This window comes from Pseudomonas sp. FW305-70 (assembly GCF_058783925.1).
Window position 1 is genome coordinate 1 of sequence record NZ_JBYSYZ010000065.1, and the last position, 17,416, is coordinate 17,416.

Consider the following 17,416-nt stretch of genomic DNA (forward strand, 5'->3'; position numbering starts at 1 on the left):
GGGGCATTGCCCTCCGGTCGGCTTCGCTTCGACCTACATGCAATGAGTTCGACTGCGTCGAACGGCGCTGCGCGCCCATCCCCGGATGAACACCTGCGCTCAGCCTGCCGAGGGGGCGGGTGGATCAAGATCACAAGCGGCAGGCGAGCTAACGCTCGGCCTGTTGAGTGGTGGGGTTGTACGCTGGCCCACTGGCAGGAGCTGCGGTGGGCTGCGATCTTTTGATCTTGATCGTCCGCCTCTTCGACACTTGGTCAAAAATCAAAATCAAAAGATCGCAGGGTATGACTCACCCACATAGGTAACAGTTTTTAACCGGCACTGATCGAACACCCTGGGCCCATACCGTGATCGGGTGGAAAACCTGCTGGTGCAACGGGTGCAGGTGATGGATCATTCGCCAGGTCAGCGGGCTGATCGGGTGCAAGCGCCGTCAGGATGGTTTGCCGGTGGTCCAGCAAGCGTGGCGACAAATGAAGAGGGTGTTTTGATGGCGGGCAGGTTGATCTATCTCATCGGGCCTTCAGGTTCGGGCAAGGACAGCCTGCTGGATGCCGCGCGAACGCGGTTGGCCGAACGCGGCTGTCGTATCGTGAGGCGGGTCATTACCCGCTCGGCCGAAGCCGTGGGTGAGGCGGCGCTGGGTGTCAGTGCGCAGCAGTTTGCCGATATGGAAGCTCAGGGCGCGTTTGCCCTGAGCTGGCACGCCAATGGGTTGTCCTATGGCATCCCGCGGGAAATCGACGATTGGTTGGCCGCCGGCCAGGACGTGCTGGTCAATGGCTCTCGGGGGCATTTGCAGAACACGCGCCAGCGCTATCCAGACGTATTGGTGCTGTTGTTGACTGTGGATCAAGAGGTACTGCGGCATCGCTTGCTGGAGCGCGGGCGAGAATCGTTGATCGAGATCGATCAGCGTCTGGCGCGCAATGCGCGATTCAGCGAGCGGCTGCTGGCCGACGACCCGGCCGTGCTCCTGCTCGACAACTCCGGGCCGCTGGAGTCCACGGTCGAACACTTGCTGGCCTGTATTGACGAGCAATCCCCATGTGCCTGACGTTGCAGTGCATCGTCGAGTTGCAGCCGAAGCCGCTGGTGTTGACCCGTGTCGGGCACACCTTGAATGCGTGGTTGATAAATCATCGTGGTGATTTGCCGGCGAATGTCAGGGTCGGGTTTGGTGGGTGTGCGTTGTAGCGATCAGGCGTGGTGATTTTCAAAGCATTGCCCGGAAACTGTTCAATGCCTTGACCGACTGAACCAAGCCTTGACGTAACAATAGATCGAGATAAGTGTCAGTGTTCATCGGTGGGGCCTTCAGTTGCTTGCGCTGTCGTTGTGCCGCGGCGACCACTGCTGCCGGATCCAGGTCGAAAAGGTCATTGACGAATTCGTCGGGGTGCTGGGCCTCGATGCCATAAGGTTGCAACGCGGTGCGGGGGAAGTCTTTCTGGTTGAAGGTGACAATGACGCTGGCGTTGCAACGAATGGCAGCCGCCAGGACATGTCGGTCATCCGCGTCGGGCAGCGTCAGTCCTTGTATCAAAACTTCGTACCCCGACACGCAGGCGTCGGGAATCGCCAGATCCATTAGCTCGCAGGTGCGATTCAATTGCGTGGCGTTGAGATCCGGGCGGTTTTTCAGCAGATTGCGTTTCCATTCATCGTGTATTGCCACTGACCATTTCGCCCTGAAAAGCCCGGAGAGCGCTAGCCACATCAGAAAGTCTCTCAAGGGCGCGGGGTAAAGCACGCAAGCGTCATATACAGCGGTAAATGAAGAGTGCCTCACTCGTATCCTGTCCTTAACGCCTGTGCCTGCTCGGCGAGAAGCATCATTGCCTGCTCGCTGGCGGTGTCGCGCCGGTTTTTATAGTCCATCAAGTCGGCAAAACGCACACGTCGGTGCTTGCCGGTTTTGTGGTAGGACAGTTCGCCGGATTCGAGCAGTTTGATCAGGTGTGGACGTGAGACATTGAGCAGGTCTGCCGCTTCTTGCGTAGTCAGTTCAGCGTGAACCGGGACTACTTTCACAGCGTTACCGGCCGCGAGTTCCGCCAGAATATCGACTAGCAAACGGAGCGCCGAGGTGGGCAGTTCGATGTTATGCGCTTCGTTCTGCTCATCGAATATCTGGATGTGCTGAGTTTCGAACCGGGTGGCGAGATAGGCAGCCAGGGTGCGTTGCCCCTCGATCGCGGCCTGTATTTCGTGTTTTGCGGGCAAATTGATTGGCGGATGAATGACGGTCGACATGACGGCTTCCAATTTCAGAATAATCGATTTCAATAGGCTATTCGAATTAATCGAAAATCGCAATAAACGAAACGCCTGGCTTTCAAACCTCGTTCTTCAACAACCCCTGCACATACTCCACAAACGCCCGAGCCTTGGCGCTGGCCATCCTGCCTGTAGGGAACACAGCCCACAGGTCCTGGTTCGGCACTGCCCAGTCCTTCATCACTTCCCGGACCGAACCGTCGGCCAGTTCCGGCGCGAACATCCATTGCGAAGCCATGGTCAGTCCTTGATGGGCCAGCACGGCTTCACGCAGGCCTTCGGCGGCGTTGACACGGATCCGTCCGCTGACGGTCACCGACCGCTCCTCGCCGGCCTTGTTGAACTGCCAACTGGCACCGTCACCGAGGGTGTAGACGATTGCCTGATGCTTGCACAGGTCGGCGGGGCAGGTGGGGGCGTCGTGTTTTTCGAAGTACGCCGGTGTACCCAGTACCATGCGCCGGCATTCGGCGATCTTGCGCGCAGTCAGGCCCGAGTCGCTCAGCGCGCCCATGCGCAGGGCGATATCGACGCCTTCTTCCACCAGATTGACATTGCGATCGTCGAGCATCAGGTCGATGTTCAGCTCCGGGTGTTGCTCCAGGAAGGGGCCCAGGTGCGGAACGATGTGCAGCCGGCCGAAGGTGACCGCCGCGCAGATACGCAGGTTGCCACTCAGCCCGCTGGCGCAACCCCGTGCGGCGTTGTCGGCCTCGTCGGCTTCTTCGATGGCACGCTTGGCCCGCTCGAAAAAGGCCAGCCCGGCTTCGGTGGGCGTCAGGCCGCGAGTCGAGCGCAGCAACAACCGCACCGCCAGACGCGATTCGAGTTGCGCGATGGTTTTCGACACGGCCGGCTGGCCGATGTTCAGGCGTCGTGCCGCGGCGGAAAACGAGCCGGTTTCCACCACGTAGACGAAGGTTTCCATTGCGCCGAGGCGGTCCATTGAGGGTCCTTGTGCCAAATCTTGAGGATGTCGCAAGTCAATGGTTTCAAGCCGTCGCCAACGATGCCTTCGGCGAAACACTCAGGAACCGCAATAACGCCAGCAGTGGAAACGCACTGCCGACGATCACGATCCACAGCCAGCCGCCCTGTTCGTACACTGCGCTGGCCACCGAAGAGCCGAAGGCGCCGCCGATGAAGATGCTGGTCATGTACAGCGCATTCAGGCGGCTGCGGCTTTTGCCGTCGAGGGCGTACACCGCACGCTGGCCGAGGACCATGTTCATCTGCACGCAGAAGTCCAGCACCACGCCGGTCACGGCCAGGCCGATGACACTGTAGGCCGGATGGATGAACGCCGGCATGAAACTCAGGCTGGCGAACAGCAGGGCCAGCAACGACGCGATGCGGGTGTGGCCGGCATCGGCCAGGCGTCCGGCGATCGGGGCGGCGATGGCGCCGATGGCCCCGACCAGGGCGAAAATCGCAATCTCGCTTTGCGACAAACCGTGATTGCGCGCCAGCTCCAGCGGTACGGCGGTCCAGAACAGGCTGAAAGTGGCAAACATGCAGCCCTGGTAAAACGCCCGCTGACGCAGCACCGGTTGTTTGCGCAGCAGCGTCCACAGCGAGCCCAGCAACTGGCCATAGGAGGCGCTGTGATCGGGTTCACGTTTGGGAATGGTCATGGCCAGCACAATGCTGATGGCCGCCATCAACACCGCGGCAATCACAAACATCGCGCGCCAGCCGAAGTGGTCGGCCACCACGCTGGACACTGGCCGGGCCAGCAGAATGCCGAGCAGCAAACCGCCCATGATCCCGCCCACCACACGGCCACGGGTTTCCTCCGGCGCCAGGTGTGCGGCCAGTGGAATCAGGATCTGCACCGAAACCGAGCTGAACCCCACCAACAGCGAAATCAGCAAGAACACGTTCGGCTGATCGGTGAACGCCGCACCCAGCAGACTGGCAATCGCCACCAGGGTGGTGATGATCATCAACCGGCGATTCTCCAGCAGATCCCCCAGCGGCACCAGGAAAAACAGCCCCAGTGCATAACCGATCTGGGTCAGGGAAACGATCAGGCTGGCCATGGTGTTGCTCAGGCCAATGTCCGGGGCGATCAGGCCGATGATCGGCTGGGCGTAGTAGATGTTGGCGACAATGGCCCCGCAGCAGAAAGCGAACAGCAGCACCATGCCTCGGGTCATTGTCGCGGTGCCGCGGGGCACCTGGGTCGCTGGGTTCATAACGGGGCTCGCTGTACGGAAAGGAATGCGCGCAGGCTAACGGGCTGGCTGAAACGGCGGAAGCGGGATTGGAGTGATAGCTATCATTCCATTGCGGAATGACTGACTGACGCGCGTGTCGTCCGCCGAATGGCCTTGCCTGTAGGAGCGAGTCTGCTCGCGATGGAGTCACGGTCAACGCGTTTATTCAGAAAAACGCATTATCGTTGACGTCCATCGCGAGCAAGCTCGCTCCTACAGGTGTTTATTGCGCATAAATCTGGTCGAAAACCCCGCCATCGTTAAAGTGGGTCTTTTGCACGGTACGCCAGTCACCGAAGGTCTTCTCGACGGACAGGAAGTCCACTTTCGGGAAACGGTCGGTGTACTTGGCCAGCACGGCCGGGTCACGCGGGCGCAGGTAATTGGCGGCAGCGATCTCCTGGCCTTGCGGCGACCACAGGTACTTCAGGTATTCCTCGGCGGCAGCGCGGGTGCCTTTCTTGTCGACGGTTTTGTCGACCACCGACACCGGTGGCTCGGCTTCGGCGGAAACGCTTGGGTAGATGACTTCGAACTGATCACGGCCGAACTCGCGGGCGATCATTTCCGCTTCGTTCTCGAAGGTCACCAGCACGTCGCCGATCTGGTTGGTCATGAAGGTGGTGGTGGCGGCGCGGCCACCGGTATCGAGTACCGGCGCTTGCTTGAACAGCTTGCCGACGAAGTCTTTGGCCTTGTTCTCGTCACCGCCGTTTTTCAGCACGTAGCCCCAGGCCGAGAGGTAGGTGTAGCGACCGTTCCCCGAAGTCTTCGGGTTCGGCACGATGACTTGCACGCCATCCTTGAGCAGGTCCGGCCAGTCTTTCAGGGCTTTCGGGTTGCCCTTGCGCACGATGAACACGGTGGCCGAGGTGAACGGCGCGCTGTTGTTCGGCAGGCGCGTGACCCAGTTGTCCGGGACCAGTTTGCCGTTGTCCGCCAGGGCATTGATGTCGGTGGCCATGTTCATGGTGATGACATCCGCCGGCAGGCCGTCGATCACTGAGCGCGCCTGTTTACTGGAGCCGCCAAAGGACATCTGCAGGGTGATGTTTTCATTGTGCTCGGCTTGCCAGTGTTTCTGGAACGCAGTGTTGTAGTCCTTGTAGAAATCGCGCATCACGTCGTACGAGACGTTGAGCAGTGTCGGTGCGGCTTGAGTTACGCTTGTCAGTACCAGGCCAGCGGCTAGAAGAGAGGCGCTAAAGAGTTTTTTCACTGCGCAATCCTTGTTCTATTTAAAAGATGGGGCATTTTGCCAGCGACTATAACCGTGCTCGCATAGACCTTTAAAGATTAAAAAGCTCTTTGCTTATTCCAGTTTTTTGAACAGTGCGTTGCCGCAACGGGAGCAAAATGCAGCGCCCTGTTCGTGGCTGTTTTTCTTGCACACCGGGCAGTCGTGTTGAAGTTGATCGCCGCGCATGGCGTTGGCCAGTTCAGCGGTGAAAATCCCGGTAGGCACGGCGATGATCGAGTAACCGGTGATCATCACCAGCGACGAAATCACCTGGCCCAGCGGCGTCTTTGGCACGATGTCGCCGAAGCCCACGGTGGTCAGTGTCACGATAGCCCAATAGATACCTTTGGGAATGCTGGTGAAGCCATGTTCCGGGCCTTCGATCACATACATCAGCGTGCCGAATACCGTCACCAGCGTGCAGACGCTGACCAGGAACACCACGATTTTCTGCTTGCTGCCGCGCAGCGCCGACATCAGGTAGTTGGCTTGCTTGAGATAAGGGCTGAGCTTGAGCACGCGGAAGATCCGCAGCATGCGGATGATCCGGATAATCAGCAGATACTGCGCATCGGCGTAATACAGCGCGAGGATGCCGGGCACAATGGCCAGCAGGTCCACCAGTCCGTAAAAGCTGAAGGCGTAGCGCAGGGGTTTGGGCGAGCAGTACAGGCGCAGGATGTATTCGCCGAGGAAGATCACCGTGAAGCCCCACTCGATATAGGCGAGTACATCGGCGTAGTTGCGGTGAATGCTGTCGATGCTGTCGAGCATCACGATCACTAGGCTGGCGAGGATGATCAGCAGCAGGATGCCATCGAAGCGCCGACCCGCCTGGGTGTCGGTCTGGAAAATCATGACGTAAAGGTCTTCACGCCAGTGTTTGTTGCTGTCCATGGATAACGCCTGACTCGATGATCAGCGCAGCCTAGGTTGATTCTCCCCGGTAGCGCAAGGCGCGCTTTCGACCCGGGCTTTGCCGAGCATCTGAACAACCGTGCGGATCAGCCAGCAGCCAAGAATGAACGGCGCGGTCAGCGTGGGCAGACCCATGGCGGCAAACACCGGCGTCAGCAACAGCGCCAGGCCGATGCCAACCAGCGGCAGCCACGGTTGGCGACGCTGCGAGCTGAAGGCGAGGGCGGCGAGTACGGCGTTGTAGCCGCCGAGACCCAGCAGTGCGGTGTAGAAGTCGTGCTGCAGCAGGCTCCAGCCCATGCCCGCGACAGACGCCAACAACGCCCAGCAGAAGGCGCGGCGATCAGCGATCAGCAAACCGGCGGCAATCATCGCACCGGCCAGCGGATGACCGAGGAACATCACCTGACCGATGCCTTTGAAAGGGGCGGCGAGCATGTTCAGGGTGCTGACTTCGATCAAATGCGCCTCTGTCGAGGGCGTGGCGAAGCACAGCAGCACCCAGCTCAGCACCACGAACGGCGTGGTGTAGGCGGGGAGGTATTGGCTGAACCGGACGCGCTTTAGCCACTGCTGGGTGAGCATCGCGCTCAGGCCGCCGGCGGCCAGAATCAGCGGCGGCATCATCGCCGACCAGGGGAAGTACAGGCTCAGCAACAGACCGAGCAGAACGCCGTTGTAGCTGAACAATCCGGCCTGACGGTCAGTCTTGGCGTAGTTGCGACGTTGCGCGGTGAACAACCCGGCAACACCGCCGAGCAAGGCGCCGCCCAGCAAGGCGGGTGCAGTGAACAAAATGGCCAACAGACACAGCAGGCCGCACAGCGGATTACGCTGGAGAAAGATCTGGCTGAAGCCGTTGAGCAAGGCTTCGGCCCAGTCGGGGCAGTGGGTGTTGAAATGGTTGGCAGGCATGATGGAGTCTGTGGTGTTTCCAGTGAATCGTGTCGCCTGCTTCGCGAGCAAGCCCGCTCCCACAGTTGATCTGTGTGCACCACAGAATCAATGACTGAACAAAGATTCAATGTGGGAGCGGGCTTGCTCGCGAAGAGGCCAGTTCAGGCGCTAGATCAATGTCTCGATACGCAGAGAGTTAGTCGATCCCGGCTGTCCAAAGGGCACACCGGCGGTGATCAATAAGGTGTCGCCACGCTGCGCCATGCCTTGGGCCTGGGCGATCTCCAGCGCTGTGGAGCAGACTTCATCGACCTGGCGCAGGCGATCGTTGACCACCGAGTGCACACCCCAGGCCACGCTCAGGCGACGGGCGGTCTGCAGGTTCGGCGTCAGGTTGAGGATCGGCACGGTCGGCCGCTCCCGCGCCGCACGCAGGCTCGACGCGCCGGATTCGCTGTAATTGACCAGCACCGCCACTGGCAGCACGTTGCTGATACGGCGAATGGCGCAGCTGATCGCGTCGGAAACGGTGGCTTCGGCTTTCGGTCGGCTGACGTCGAGTTGAGTCTGGTAGTCCGGACCGTTTTCCACCTGGCGGATGATCTTGCTCATCATCTGCACGGCTTCGAGTGGGTATTCGCCGGACGCGGTTTCCGCCGACAGCATCACCGCGTCCGCACCTTCGGCCACGGCGTTGGCAACGTCAGTGACTTCGGCGCGGGTGGGCGCCGGCGAGAAGCGCATCGACTCCAGCATCTGCGTGGCCACCACCACCGGTTTGCCGAGCTGGCGGCAGGTGCTGATGATGTTCTTCTGGATCTGCGGCACGCTTTCGGCCGGCACTTCCACGCCCAGGTCACCGCGGGCGACCATGATCGCATCACTCAATTCGGCGATTTCGCGCAGTTGTTCGACCGCCGAGGGCTTCTCGATCTTGGCCATCAGGAAGGCCTTGTCGCCGATCAGGCTGCGGGCTTCGCGGATGTCGTCCGGACGTTGCACGAACGACAGTGCCACCCAGTCCACGCCCAGCTCCAGACCGAAGGTCAAGTCGCGGCGATCCTTGGCGGTCAGCGGGCTCAGGTCGAGCACCGCTTGCGGCACGTTCACGCCTTTGCGGTCCGACAGTTCGCCGCCATTGAGCACGGTGGTGTCGATGGCGTCGGCGTACTTGGTCACGACCCGCAGGCGCAACTTGCCGTCGTCCAGCAGCAGGTCCATGCCCGGCTCCAGCGCGGCGATGATTTCCGGGTGGGGCAGGTTGACCCGGCGCTCATCACCCGGCGTGGCATCGAGGTCCAGGCGCAGGGCCTGGCCGCGTACCAGTTGCACCTTGCCTTCGGCGAATTTGCCAACCCGCAGTTTCGGGCCTTGAAGGTCCATCAGAATGCCCAATGGATAATTCAGTTGGCGCTCGACTTCACGAATCCACTGGAAACGCTGGGCGTGGTCCGCGTGATCGCCATGGCTGAAGTTCAGGCGGAAGATGTTGACCCCGGCCAGCACCAGCTCACGGATGTCGTCGATGCCGTCGATGGCCGGGCCGAGCGTGGCGAGGATTTTGACCTTTTTGTCAGGCGTCATGTTTAGGGCTCTCAAGGATCAGAATGGCGCGGAAGTCGTTGACGTTGGTTCGGGTCGGCTCGGTGACGATCAGGGCGTCGAGTGCCTCGAAGTAGCCGTAGCCGTTGTTGTTGTCCAACTCGTCGCTGGCGCTCAGGCCCTTTGCGGCGGCGCGGGCGTAGCTGTCCGGGGTCATGATTGCGCCGGCGTTGTCTTCCGAGCCGTCGATGCCGTCGGTGTCACCGGCCAGTGCGTAGACGCCGGGCAGGCCTTTGAGGCTGTCGGTCAGGCTCAGCAGGAACTCGGCGTTGCGCCCGCCACGGCCATTGCCGCGCACGGTGACGGTGGTTTCACCGCCCGAGAGAATCACGCAGGGCGCCGCCAGTGGCTGACCGTGCAGGACGATCTGTCGCGCGATGCCGGCGTGGACCTTCGCCACCTCGCGGGATTCGCCTTCGAGGTCGCCGAGGATCAGCGGACTGAACCCGGCCTGGCGGCATTTCACTGCCGCCGCTTCAAGGGATTGCTGCGGACGGGCGATCAATTGGAAGTGACTGCGTGCCAGGCTCGGGTCGCCGGGTTTAACGGTTTCCGATTCGGGGCTTTGCAGCCAGGTGCGCACCGAGGCCGGAACCTCGATGGCGTAGCGTTTGAGGATCGCCAGGGCTTCGGCCGAGGTGCTCGGGTCGGCCACGGTAGGGCCGGAAGCGATGACCGTGGCGAGATCGCCCGGTACATCGGAAATCGCATAGGTGTAGACAGTGGCCGGCCAGCAGGCTTTGCCCAGGCGGCCGCCCTTGATCGCCGAGAGGTGCTTGCGCACGCAGTTCATCTCGCCGATGGTCGCGCCGGACTTGAGCAGGGCTTTGTTGATCGACTGCTTGTCGGCCAGGGTGATGCCTTCGGCCGGCAGTGCCAGCAGGGCAGAGCCACCACCGGAGAGCAGGAAGATCACGCGGTCGGATTCGTTGAGGTCGCTGACCAGTTCCAGCACACGCTTGGCCACGGCCAGGCCGGCGGCGTCCGGTACCGGGTGCGCGGCTTCGACCACTTCGATTTTTTCGCAAGGTGCGCCGTGACCGTAACGGGTCACCACCAGGCCTGACACTTCACCCTGCCAGCAGCGCTCGACCACCTGTGCCATGGCGGCTGCGGCTTTGCCGGCGCCGATGACAATGACGCGACCGCTGCGGTCGGCAGGCAGATGGGCTTCGAGGACTTGTTGCGGATGCGCCGCGTCGATGGCTGTGGCAAACAGCTCGCGCAGCAATTGTTGCGGATCGACCGACATGGCGGGCTCCCGGAATTCTTGTTATTTGAAGGGCAACTCGGTCCAGTGTGGGAGCGGGCTTGCTCGCGAAGGCGGCTTCACATTCAACAGAGATGTTGACTGACATGGCGCCTTCGCGAGCAAGCCCGCTCCCACATGGGGATGGGGCAGGACTTACTTCTTGTCGCGAATCGAGAAGTTCGCCATGTGTTCCAGACCCTTGATCAGCGCCGAGTGGTCCCAGTTGCTGCCACCGATGGCCGCGCAGGTGCTGAACACTTGCTGGGTGTTGGCGGTATTCGGCAGGTTGATGTTCAGCTCCTTGGCGCCTTGCAGGGCCAGGTTCAGGTCCTTCTGGTGCAGGCTGATGCGGAAGCCAGGATCGAAGGTGCCCTTGATCATGCGCTCGCCGTGCACTTCGAGGATCTTCGAGGAAGCGAAACCGCCCATCAGTGCTTCACGCACCTTGGCTGGATCGGCACCGTTTTTCGAAGCGAACAGCAGGGCTTCGGCCACGGCCTGGATGTTCAGGGCCACGATGATCTGGTTGGCCACCTTGGCGGTTTGACCGTCGCCGTTGCCACCGACCAGAGTGATGTTCTTGCCCATGGCCTGGAACAGCGGCAGGGCGCGTTCGAAGGCGTCGGCATCGCCGCCGACCATGATGCTCAGGGTCGCCGCCTTGGCGCCGACTTCACCACCGGAGACCGGGGCGTCGAGGTATTGCGCGCCTTTTTCGTTGATCTTCGCGGCGAAAGCCTTGGTGGCGGTCGGCGAGATCGAGCTCATGTCGATCACCACTTTGCCTTTGCCCACGCCGGCAGCGATACCGTCGGCACGGAACAGCACGTCGTCGACCTGCGGGGTATCCGGCACCATGACGATGATGAACTCGGCTTCCTGGGCGACTTCTTTCGGGTTCGCCAGAGCAACGGCGCCAGCGGCGACCAGGTCGGCAGGGGCGGCGTCGTGGTGCGCCGACAGGAACAGGCTGTGACCGGCTTTCTGCAGGTTCAACGCCATTGGGTGGCCCATGATGCCGGTGCCGATAAATCCGATTTTAGCCATGAGAAAATCCTCTTGTTTTGTGCTTTCTGTAGGAGCGAGCCAGCTCGCGATGAACCCCGAAGCAACGCGGGCATCCAGACAGCCCGCGTAATCGTTGACGACCATCGCGAGCAGGCTCGCTCCTACAGGGATATGTGTCAGATCGCGTTGTGGGTTTTGAGCCAGCCCAGGCCCGCTTCGGTGGTGGTCAGCGGCTTGTATTCGCAACCGACCCAGCCCTGATACCCGATGCGGTCCAGGTGTTCGAACAGGAAGTGGTAGTTGATTTCACCGGTGCCTGGTTCGTTGCGCCCCGGGTTGTCCGCAAGCTGCACGTGGTTGATCTCGCCCAGGTGCGATTGCAGGGTGCGGGCCAGGTCGCCTTCCATGATTTGCATGTGGTAGATGTCGTATTGCAGGAACAGGTTGGCGCTGCCGACCTGCTCGCGAATCGACAGGGCTTGCGCCGTGTTGTTCAGATAGAAACCTGGAATGTCACGGGTGTTGATCGCCTCCATCACCAGCTTGATACCCGCCGCTTGCAGCTTGTCGGCCGCGTACTTGAGGTTGGCGACGAAGGTTTTCTCCACGGTGGCATCGTCAAAGCCCTGCGGCCGGATACCGGCCAGGCAGTTGACCTGGGTGTTGCCCAGCACCTGCGCGTAGGCGATGGCCAGATCGACACCGGCACGGAACTCCTCAACCCGGTCCGGCAGGCACGCGATACCGCGCTCGCCCTTGGCCCAGTCACCGGCCGGCAGGTTGAACAGCACTTGGGTCAGACCGTTGGCGTCGAGCTTGGCCTTGATTTCGGCGGAGCTGAAGTCGTACGGGAACAGGTACTCGACACCACTGAAGCCGGCTTTGGCGGCCGCTTCGAAACGGGCAAGAAAGTCCTGTTCGGTGAACAGCATGGACAGGTTGGCTGCGAAACGCGGCATGGTGGTCTCCCGTATATGTATGAAGTCCCTTGTGGGAGCGGTCAGCAGTTAGTCCAGCAGCGAAATCGCGGTTGGTGCGTCGTCGCCGACCAGCGCCAGGTCTTCGAATTCGTTGACGGCGTTGATCTCGGTGCCCATGGAAATGTTGGTCACGCGCTCCAGGATGATCTCGACGATCACCGGAACCTTGAACTCTTCGATCAGTTCCTGAGCCTTGCGCAGGGCAGGCTGGATCTGAGCCGGTTCGAACACACGCAGCGCCTTGCAACCCAGGCCTTCGGCAACTGCAACGTGGTCGACACCGTAGCCGTTGAGTTCCGGCGCGTTCAGGTTGTCGAAGGACAACTGCACGCAGTAGTCCATGTCGAAACCGCGTTGCGCCTGGCGGATCAGGCCCAGGTACGAGTTGTTCACCACGACATGAATGTAGGGCAGCTTGAACTGCGCGCCCACCGCCAATTCCTCGATCATGAACTGGAAGTCATAGTCCCCCGACAGGGCCACGACTTTACGGTTCGGATCAGCCTTGACCACGCCCAGTGCTGCCGGAATGGTCCAGCCCAGAGGGCCTGCCTGACCGCAGTTGATCCAGTGGCGCGGCTTGTAGACGTGCAGGAATTGCGCGCCGGCAATCTGCGACAGACCGATGGTGCTGACGTAGCAGGTGTCCTTGCCGAACACCTGGTTCATCTCTTCGTAAACGCGCTGCGGCTTGACCGGCACGTTGTCGAAGTGAGTCTTGCGCTGCAGGCTGGCTTTACGCTGCTGGCAGTCTTGCAGCCAGGCGCTGCGGTTTTTCAGTTTGCCGGCGGCTTGCCATTCGCGAGCGACTTCGATGAACACGGTCAGCGCGGCAGCGGCGTCGGAAACGATGCCCAGGTCCGGGGTGAACACGCGGCCGATCTGAGTGCCTTCGATATCGACGTGGATGAACTTGCGGCCTTCGGTGTACACGTCGACCGAACCGGTGTGACGGTTGGCCCAACGGTTACCGATGCCCAGCACCACGTCCGACTTGAGCATGGTCGCGTTGCCGTAGCGGTGCGAGGTCTGCAAGCCAACCATACCCACCATCAGTGGGTGATCGTCCGGGATGGTGCCCCAGCCCATCAGGGTCGGGATCACCGGAATACCGGTCAGCTCGGCGAACTCCACCAGCAGGTCGCTGGCGTCGGCGTTGATGATGCCGCCACCGGCCACCAGCAATGGACGCTCGGCCTGATCCAGCAAGGCCAGGGCCTTCTCGACCTGAACCCGGCTAGCGGTCGGCTTGGCCAGTGGCAGTGGCTGGTAAGCGTCGATGTCGAATTCGATTTCCGCCATTTGAACGTCGAACGGCAGGTCGATCAGCACCGGGCCTGGACGGCCGGAGCGCATTTCATAGAAGGCTTTCTGGAACGCGTAAGGCACCTGGCCCGGTTCCAGAACGGTGGTCGCCCACTTGGTGACTGGCTTGACGATGCTGGTGATGTCGACAGCCTGGAAATCTTCCTTGTGCATACGGGCGCGGGGTGCCTGGCCTGTGATGCAGAGGATTGGAATCGAGTCGGCCGAGGCGCTGTAGAGCCCGGTGACCATGTCGGTGCCGGCAGGGCCGGAAGTACCGATGCACACGCCGATGTTGCCGGCTTTGGTGCGGGTGTAGCCCTCGGCCATGTGCGAGGCGCCTTCAACGTGGCGAGCGAGTACGTGATCGATGCCGCCGACCTTTTGCAGGGCGGAGTACAGCGGGTTGATGGCGGCACCCGGGATGCCAAAAGCGGTATCGACCCCTTCACGGCGCATCACCAGAACGGCGGCTTCGATTGCTCTCATTTTGCTCATGGTTTTGTGCCTCTTTACGTTTTGTAATTGTATACAAGTGGCTTTGCGCAGAGTGTATTCACGGCGGACGGCGCAGGTCAATCCATTTTCTCAAGCGCTTGTTTCATTCGTCGGAAGCCCGTTCCACTGTGGCTTTTCGTCGCATGTGGCGCCTTTCGAGAATTATTGTATACAAAAAAATAATTCATTGTGTTCTATTTGTTGCATCGGGCTGCGGCACAAACGCGCAGCCCCACGACTTTCCCTATAACAAAATGAGGACGGCACCATGAGCGCTTTAACCTTGAAAGTCGCAGTCAACCTGGTCAACGAGGCCATCACCGCCGGGCGAGCAATCGCCGCGGCACCCTTGACCATTGCGGTACTGGATGCCGGCGGGCATCTGATCACCTTGCAACGCGAAGACGGCGCCAGCCTGCTGCGCCCGCACGTCGCCATCGGCAAAGCCTGGGGCGCCATCGCCCTGGGCAAGGGCTCACGCCTGCTGGCGCTGGACGCCCAGCAACGCCCGGCGTTTATCGCCGCGTTGAACAGCCTGGGGCAGGGCAGTGTCGTGCCGGCACCGGGTGGTGTGCTGGTGCGGGATCAGGATGGGAACGTGCTGGGGGCGGTGGGGATCAGCGGCGATCTGTCGGATGTTGACGAGCAGTGCGCGATCAATGCCATCGAGGCGTTGGGGTTAGTGGCGGATGCGGGGGTGGCGGCTTGATTTTCGCTGACTGAACTACCGCTTTCGCGGGCAAGCCCGCTCCCACATTGGATCTATGGTGTTGCAAATCCTGTGTGGGAGCGGGCTTGCTCGCGAAGGCGATCTCCCAGACACATCCAGCTAAAGGTCTGTACCGCCATTCTGTCTTCGCTGATCTAGCCTTTTCTGGAGTTCATCCATTAGAGGGGCAAAGGAATGCCTGAGCTGTCAGCTTCACACCGCCTGCGCATCGGCCGCTACACCGAACAAAATCGCATCTATCTACTGACTGCCAACACACTAAAACGAGAGCCCGTTTTCAGGGATTACCCCTTGGGCAGGTTGGTGGTGCATCAGTTCAGGCAAGCACAGAGTGAGGGATTTGCCGAGTCGTTGGCCTGGGTGGTCATGCCCGATCATTTCCACTGGTTAATACAATTGCATAGAGGATCGCTGGCGCAACTCATGTGCCAGACGAAGTCATTGAGTACTCGTGCAATCAACAGTGCAACTGGCAGATCGGGCAGTCTCTGGCAACAGAGTTTTCATGACCATGCGCTGAGAAAAGAAGAGGATCTGGTAAAGCTGGCTCGATACGTTGTGGCTAACCCATTGCGGGCTGGGTTGGTTCAGAAGCTGGGTGACTATCCGTTGTGGGATGCGATCTGGGTTTGATCTAAAACCGGGTTGCCGCCATTCGCGAGCAAGCTCACTCCCACATTGGATCTATGGTGTTGCAAATCCCCTGTGGGAGCGGGCTTGCTCGCGAAGGTCGCGACTCGGTCTACCGCTCCGGCTCACAGCCCTTGAGCACCAACCGGATAATCGTCTGCGCCGCCGCTTCGTAATCTTCTTCATCCAGCCTGGCCTTGCCGGTGATGGCGGTGATCTGCCAGTCGAAGTCGGCGTAGGTCTGGGTGGCGGCCCAGATGCTGAACATCAGGTGGTTGGGGTCGATGGGGGCGATTTGTCCGCGGTCGATCCAGGTCTGGATGCACTCGATGTTGTGTTTGGCCTGGCCATTGAGCTGTTCGACCAGATCGCTGCTCAGGTGGGGCGCGCCGTGCATGATTTCGCTGGCGAACACCTTTGAGGCGAAAGGCAGGTCGCGGGAGATGCGGATTTTCGAGCGAATGTAGCCGCTGAGCACTTCGCCGGGTTCGCCGTCCGGATTGAACGGTGTCGAAGCCTGCAGGATCGGCTCGATGATGCTTTCCAGGACCTCGCGGTAGAGGTTTTCCTTGGATTTGAAGTAGTAGTAGACGTTGGGCTTGGGCAATCCCGCCTTGGCCGCGATGTCGCTGGTTTTGGTCGCAGCGAAGCCTTTGTCGGCGAACTCCTCACTGGCGGCACGCAGGATCAATTGTTTGTTGCGCTCGCGGATAGTGCTCATAAACCCGGTGATTCCTTGCCTGTTCTGGCGGTTGCGCATGGTATCACCGGCCTCGCGCGGCGCTCAAGAATGCACCGTAGGCTCTTGTGTCGCGCTATGCTGCTGCGCATTCATTGCAGAAGGAAACCCGATTCATGGCAGGAAGCAGTTTGCTGTTGCTGATCGACGATATCGCGGCCGTGCTGGACGACGTGTCGGTCATGACCCAAATGGCCGCCAAGAAAACGGCCGGCGTACTCGGTGACGACCTGGCACTCAATGCCCAGCAAGTCAGCGGTGTGCGGGCCGAGCGGGAAATCCCGGTGGTCTGGGCGGTCGCCAAGGGTTCGTTCATCAATAAATTGATCCTGGTGCCGTCGGCATTGGCGATCAGTGCGTTCATTCCGTGGCTGGTCACGCCGTTGTTGATGGTCGGCGGCGCTTATCTGTGCTTCGAAGGCTTTGAAAAGCTCGCCCACAAGTTCCTGCACAGCAAGGCTGAAGACGCCGCCGAGCATGCGCAACTGGTCGAGGCGGTGGCCGATCCTGCCACTGACCTGGTGGCGTTCGAGAAGGACAAGATCAAAGGCGCGATCCGCACCGACTTCATTCTTTCGGCGGAAATCATCGCCATCACCCTCGGCACCGTGGCCGGTGCTCCGTTGACCCAGCAGATCATCGTGCTGTCGGGCATTGCCATTGTCATGACGGTCGGCGTTTACGGATTGGTGGCGGGTATCGTCAAGCTCGACGACCTTGGCCTGTGGTTGACCCAGAAACCCGGGCAGATGGCGAAAAGCATCGGCGGCGGGATTCTGCGTGCGGCACCCTACATGATGAAGAGCCTGTCGGTGATCGGCACCGCGGCGATGTTCCTGGTGGGCGGCGGGATTCTCACGCACGGTGTGCCGGTGGTGCATCACTGGATCGAAAGTGTCGGTGCGGCGGCGGGTGGCGGCGGATTTATCGTGCCGGTGTTGCTCAATGGTGTGGCGGGGATTGTGGCGGGTGCGGTGGTGTTGGTCGGCGTGATGGCCGTCAGCAAGATCTGGAAAGCCCTGAAAGGCTGAAGACTACACCTAACAAATGTGGGAGCGGGCTTGCTCGCGAATAGGGTGTGTCAGTCACCAAAAAGGTTGTCTGACACACCCTATTCG

General features: G+C 60.7%; 17 protein-coding genes. 4 read left to right on the forward strand and 13 right to left on the reverse strand.

Annotation, left to right across the window (positions count from 1 at the left end):
- Positions 1 to 490 precede the first annotated feature (490 nt).
- Complete coding sequence (phnN, locus tag AC3WN7_RS27485) at positions 491 to 1,057, forward strand: phosphonate metabolism protein/1,5-bisphosphokinase (PRPP-forming) PhnN (RefSeq protein WP_095963872.1); 567 nt, start codon at positions 491 to 493, stop codon at positions 1,055 to 1,057.
- A 159-nt stretch (positions 1,058 to 1,216) separates the two neighbouring features.
- Here phnN and AC3WN7_RS27490 read toward each other — a convergent pair whose 3' ends face one another.
- The 12 genes from AC3WN7_RS27490 to gcl all read right to left on the reverse strand — a co-directional run bounded on the left by AC3WN7_RS27490 (position 1,217) and on the right by gcl (position 14,199).
- A complete protein-coding gene (locus AC3WN7_RS27490) occupies positions 1,217 to 1,792 on the reverse strand; it encodes a PIN domain-containing protein (protein ID WP_095963873.1) in 576 nt (191 codons plus the stop codon).
- Positions 1,789 to 2,256: a helix-turn-helix domain-containing protein gene (locus AC3WN7_RS27495; protein ID WP_095964055.1), complete on the reverse strand. Its 468-nt coding sequence runs from the start codon at positions 2,254 to 2,256 to the stop codon at positions 1,789 to 1,791. The genes AC3WN7_RS27490 and AC3WN7_RS27495 overlap by 4 nt, the downstream gene beginning before the upstream one ends.
- Before the next feature lie 82 nt (positions 2,257 to 2,338).
- Positions 2,339 to 3,226, reverse strand: a complete 888-nt coding sequence (locus AC3WN7_RS27500) for a LysR family transcriptional regulator (RefSeq protein ID WP_207258300.1) — start codon at positions 3,224 to 3,226, stop codon at positions 2,339 to 2,341.
- 46 nt (positions 3,227 to 3,272) lie between these two features.
- The gene (locus AC3WN7_RS27505) at positions 3,273 to 4,478 is read right to left on the reverse strand and encodes an MFS transporter (protein ID WP_102675722.1); all 1,206 of its coding nucleotides are present in this window, start codon (positions 4,476 to 4,478) and stop codon (positions 3,273 to 3,275) included.
- A 244-nt stretch (positions 4,479 to 4,722) separates the two neighbouring features.
- Positions 4,723 to 5,718, reverse strand: coding sequence for a sulfate ABC transporter substrate-binding protein (locus tag AC3WN7_RS27510; protein WP_102675721.1), 996 nt, complete (start codon positions 5,716 to 5,718; stop codon positions 4,723 to 4,725).
- A gap of 93 nt (positions 5,719 to 5,811) precedes the next feature.
- Entirely contained in the window at positions 5,812 to 6,636 is an 825-nt protein-coding gene (locus tag AC3WN7_RS27515) for an ion transporter (protein ID WP_102675720.1), read from the reverse strand.
- A 21-nt stretch (positions 6,637 to 6,657) separates the two neighbouring features.
- Positions 6,658 to 7,572, reverse strand: coding sequence for an urea transporter (locus tag AC3WN7_RS27520; protein WP_102675719.1), 915 nt, complete (start codon positions 7,570 to 7,572; stop codon positions 6,658 to 6,660).
- 150 nt (positions 7,573 to 7,722) lie between these two features.
- On the reverse strand, positions 7,723 to 9,138 hold the full coding sequence (gene pyk, locus AC3WN7_RS27525) for a pyruvate kinase (RefSeq protein ID WP_007971417.1): 1,416 nt from the start codon (positions 9,136 to 9,138) through the stop codon (positions 7,723 to 7,725).
- Entirely contained in the window at positions 9,128 to 10,408 is a 1,281-nt protein-coding gene (locus tag AC3WN7_RS27530; RefSeq protein ID WP_102675718.1) for a glycerate kinase type-2 family protein, read from the reverse strand. The genes pyk and AC3WN7_RS27530 overlap by 11 nt, the downstream gene beginning before the upstream one ends.
- A gap of 153 nt (positions 10,409 to 10,561) precedes the next feature.
- Positions 10,562 to 11,455, reverse strand: coding sequence for a 2-hydroxy-3-oxopropionate reductase (locus AC3WN7_RS27535; RefSeq protein WP_095963879.1), 894 nt, complete (start codon positions 11,453 to 11,455; stop codon positions 10,562 to 10,564).
- A 137-nt stretch (positions 11,456 to 11,592) separates the two neighbouring features.
- A complete protein-coding gene (hyi, locus tag AC3WN7_RS27540; protein WP_095963880.1) occupies positions 11,593 to 12,375 on the reverse strand; it encodes a hydroxypyruvate isomerase in 783 nt (260 codons plus the stop codon).
- 48 nt (positions 12,376 to 12,423) lie between these two features.
- Complete coding sequence (gcl, locus tag AC3WN7_RS27545; protein WP_008020595.1) at positions 12,424 to 14,199, reverse strand: glyoxylate carboligase; 1,776 nt, start codon at positions 14,197 to 14,199, stop codon at positions 12,424 to 12,426.
- A gap of 268 nt (positions 14,200 to 14,467) precedes the next feature.
- Between gcl and AC3WN7_RS27550 the strand changes: the two genes are divergently transcribed.
- Complete coding sequence (locus AC3WN7_RS27550) at positions 14,468 to 14,908, forward strand: GlcG/HbpS family heme-binding protein (protein ID WP_015096201.1); 441 nt, start codon at positions 14,468 to 14,470, stop codon at positions 14,906 to 14,908.
- A 195-nt stretch (positions 14,909 to 15,103) separates the two neighbouring features.
- Positions 15,104 to 15,562, forward strand: a complete 459-nt coding sequence (locus tag AC3WN7_RS27555) for an REP-associated tyrosine transposase (protein ID WP_095963883.1) — start codon at positions 15,104 to 15,106, stop codon at positions 15,560 to 15,562.
- 109 nt (positions 15,563 to 15,671) lie between these two features.
- On the opposite strand, the gene AC3WN7_RS27560 is transcribed toward AC3WN7_RS27555, so the two are convergent.
- Complete coding sequence (locus tag AC3WN7_RS27560) at positions 15,672 to 16,280, reverse strand: TetR/AcrR family transcriptional regulator (protein WP_015096199.1); 609 nt, start codon at positions 16,278 to 16,280, stop codon at positions 15,672 to 15,674.
- Between the two features lie 134 nt (positions 16,281 to 16,414).
- Here AC3WN7_RS27560 and AC3WN7_RS27565 point away from each other — a divergent pair, with 134 nt between their 5' ends.
- The gene (locus tag AC3WN7_RS27565; protein WP_102675717.1) at positions 16,415 to 17,329 is read left to right on the forward strand and encodes a DUF808 domain-containing protein; all 915 of its coding nucleotides are present in this window, start codon (positions 16,415 to 16,417) and stop codon (positions 17,327 to 17,329) included.
- Positions 17,330 to 17,416 lie beyond the last annotated feature (87 nt).

Excerpts from the sequence above, each read along its gene's own strand:
- phnN (WP_095963872.1), top strand. The coding sequence starts at position 491 with ATGGCGGGCAGGTTGATCTATCTCATCGGGCCTTCAGGTTCGGGCAAG.
- AC3WN7_RS27495 (WP_095964055.1), bottom strand. The coding sequence starts at position 2,256 with ATGTCGACCGTCATTCATCCGCCAATCAATTTGCCCGCAAAACACGAA.
- AC3WN7_RS27500 (WP_207258300.1), bottom strand. The coding sequence starts at position 3,226 with ATGGACCGCCTCGGCGCAATGGAAACCTTCGTCTACGTGGTGGAAACC.
- AC3WN7_RS27505 (WP_102675722.1), bottom strand. The coding sequence starts at position 4,478 with ATGAACCCAGCGACCCAGGTGCCCCGCGGCACCGCGACAATGACCCGA.
- AC3WN7_RS27515 (WP_102675720.1), bottom strand. The coding sequence starts at position 6,636 with ATGGACAGCAACAAACACTGGCGTGAAGACCTTTACGTCATGATTTTC.
- AC3WN7_RS27520 (WP_102675719.1), bottom strand. The coding sequence starts at position 7,572 with ATGCCTGCCAACCATTTCAACACCCACTGCCCCGACTGGGCCGAAGCC.
- pyk (WP_007971417.1), bottom strand. The coding sequence starts at position 9,138 with ATGACGCCTGACAAAAAGGTCAAAATCCTCGCCACGCTCGGCCCGGCC.
- AC3WN7_RS27530 (WP_102675718.1), bottom strand. The coding sequence starts at position 10,408 with ATGTCGGTCGATCCGCAACAATTGCTGCGCGAGCTGTTTGCCACAGCC.
- AC3WN7_RS27535 (WP_095963879.1), bottom strand. The coding sequence starts at position 11,455 with ATGGCTAAAATCGGATTTATCGGCACCGGCATCATGGGCCACCCAATG.
- hyi (WP_095963880.1), bottom strand. The coding sequence starts at position 12,375 with ATGCCGCGTTTCGCAGCCAACCTGTCCATGCTGTTCACCGAACAGGAC.
- gcl (WP_008020595.1), bottom strand. The coding sequence starts at position 14,199 with ATGAGCAAAATGAGAGCAATCGAAGCCGCCGTTCTGGTGATGCGCCGT.
- AC3WN7_RS27550 (WP_015096201.1), top strand. The coding sequence starts at position 14,468 with ATGAGCGCTTTAACCTTGAAAGTCGCAGTCAACCTGGTCAACGAGGCC.
- AC3WN7_RS27555 (WP_095963883.1), top strand. The coding sequence starts at position 15,104 with ATGCCTGAGCTGTCAGCTTCACACCGCCTGCGCATCGGCCGCTACACC.
- AC3WN7_RS27560 (WP_015096199.1), bottom strand. The coding sequence starts at position 16,280 with ATGAGCACTATCCGCGAGCGCAACAAACAATTGATCCTGCGTGCCGCC.
- AC3WN7_RS27565 (WP_102675717.1), top strand. The coding sequence starts at position 16,415 with ATGGCAGGAAGCAGTTTGCTGTTGCTGATCGACGATATCGCGGCCGTG.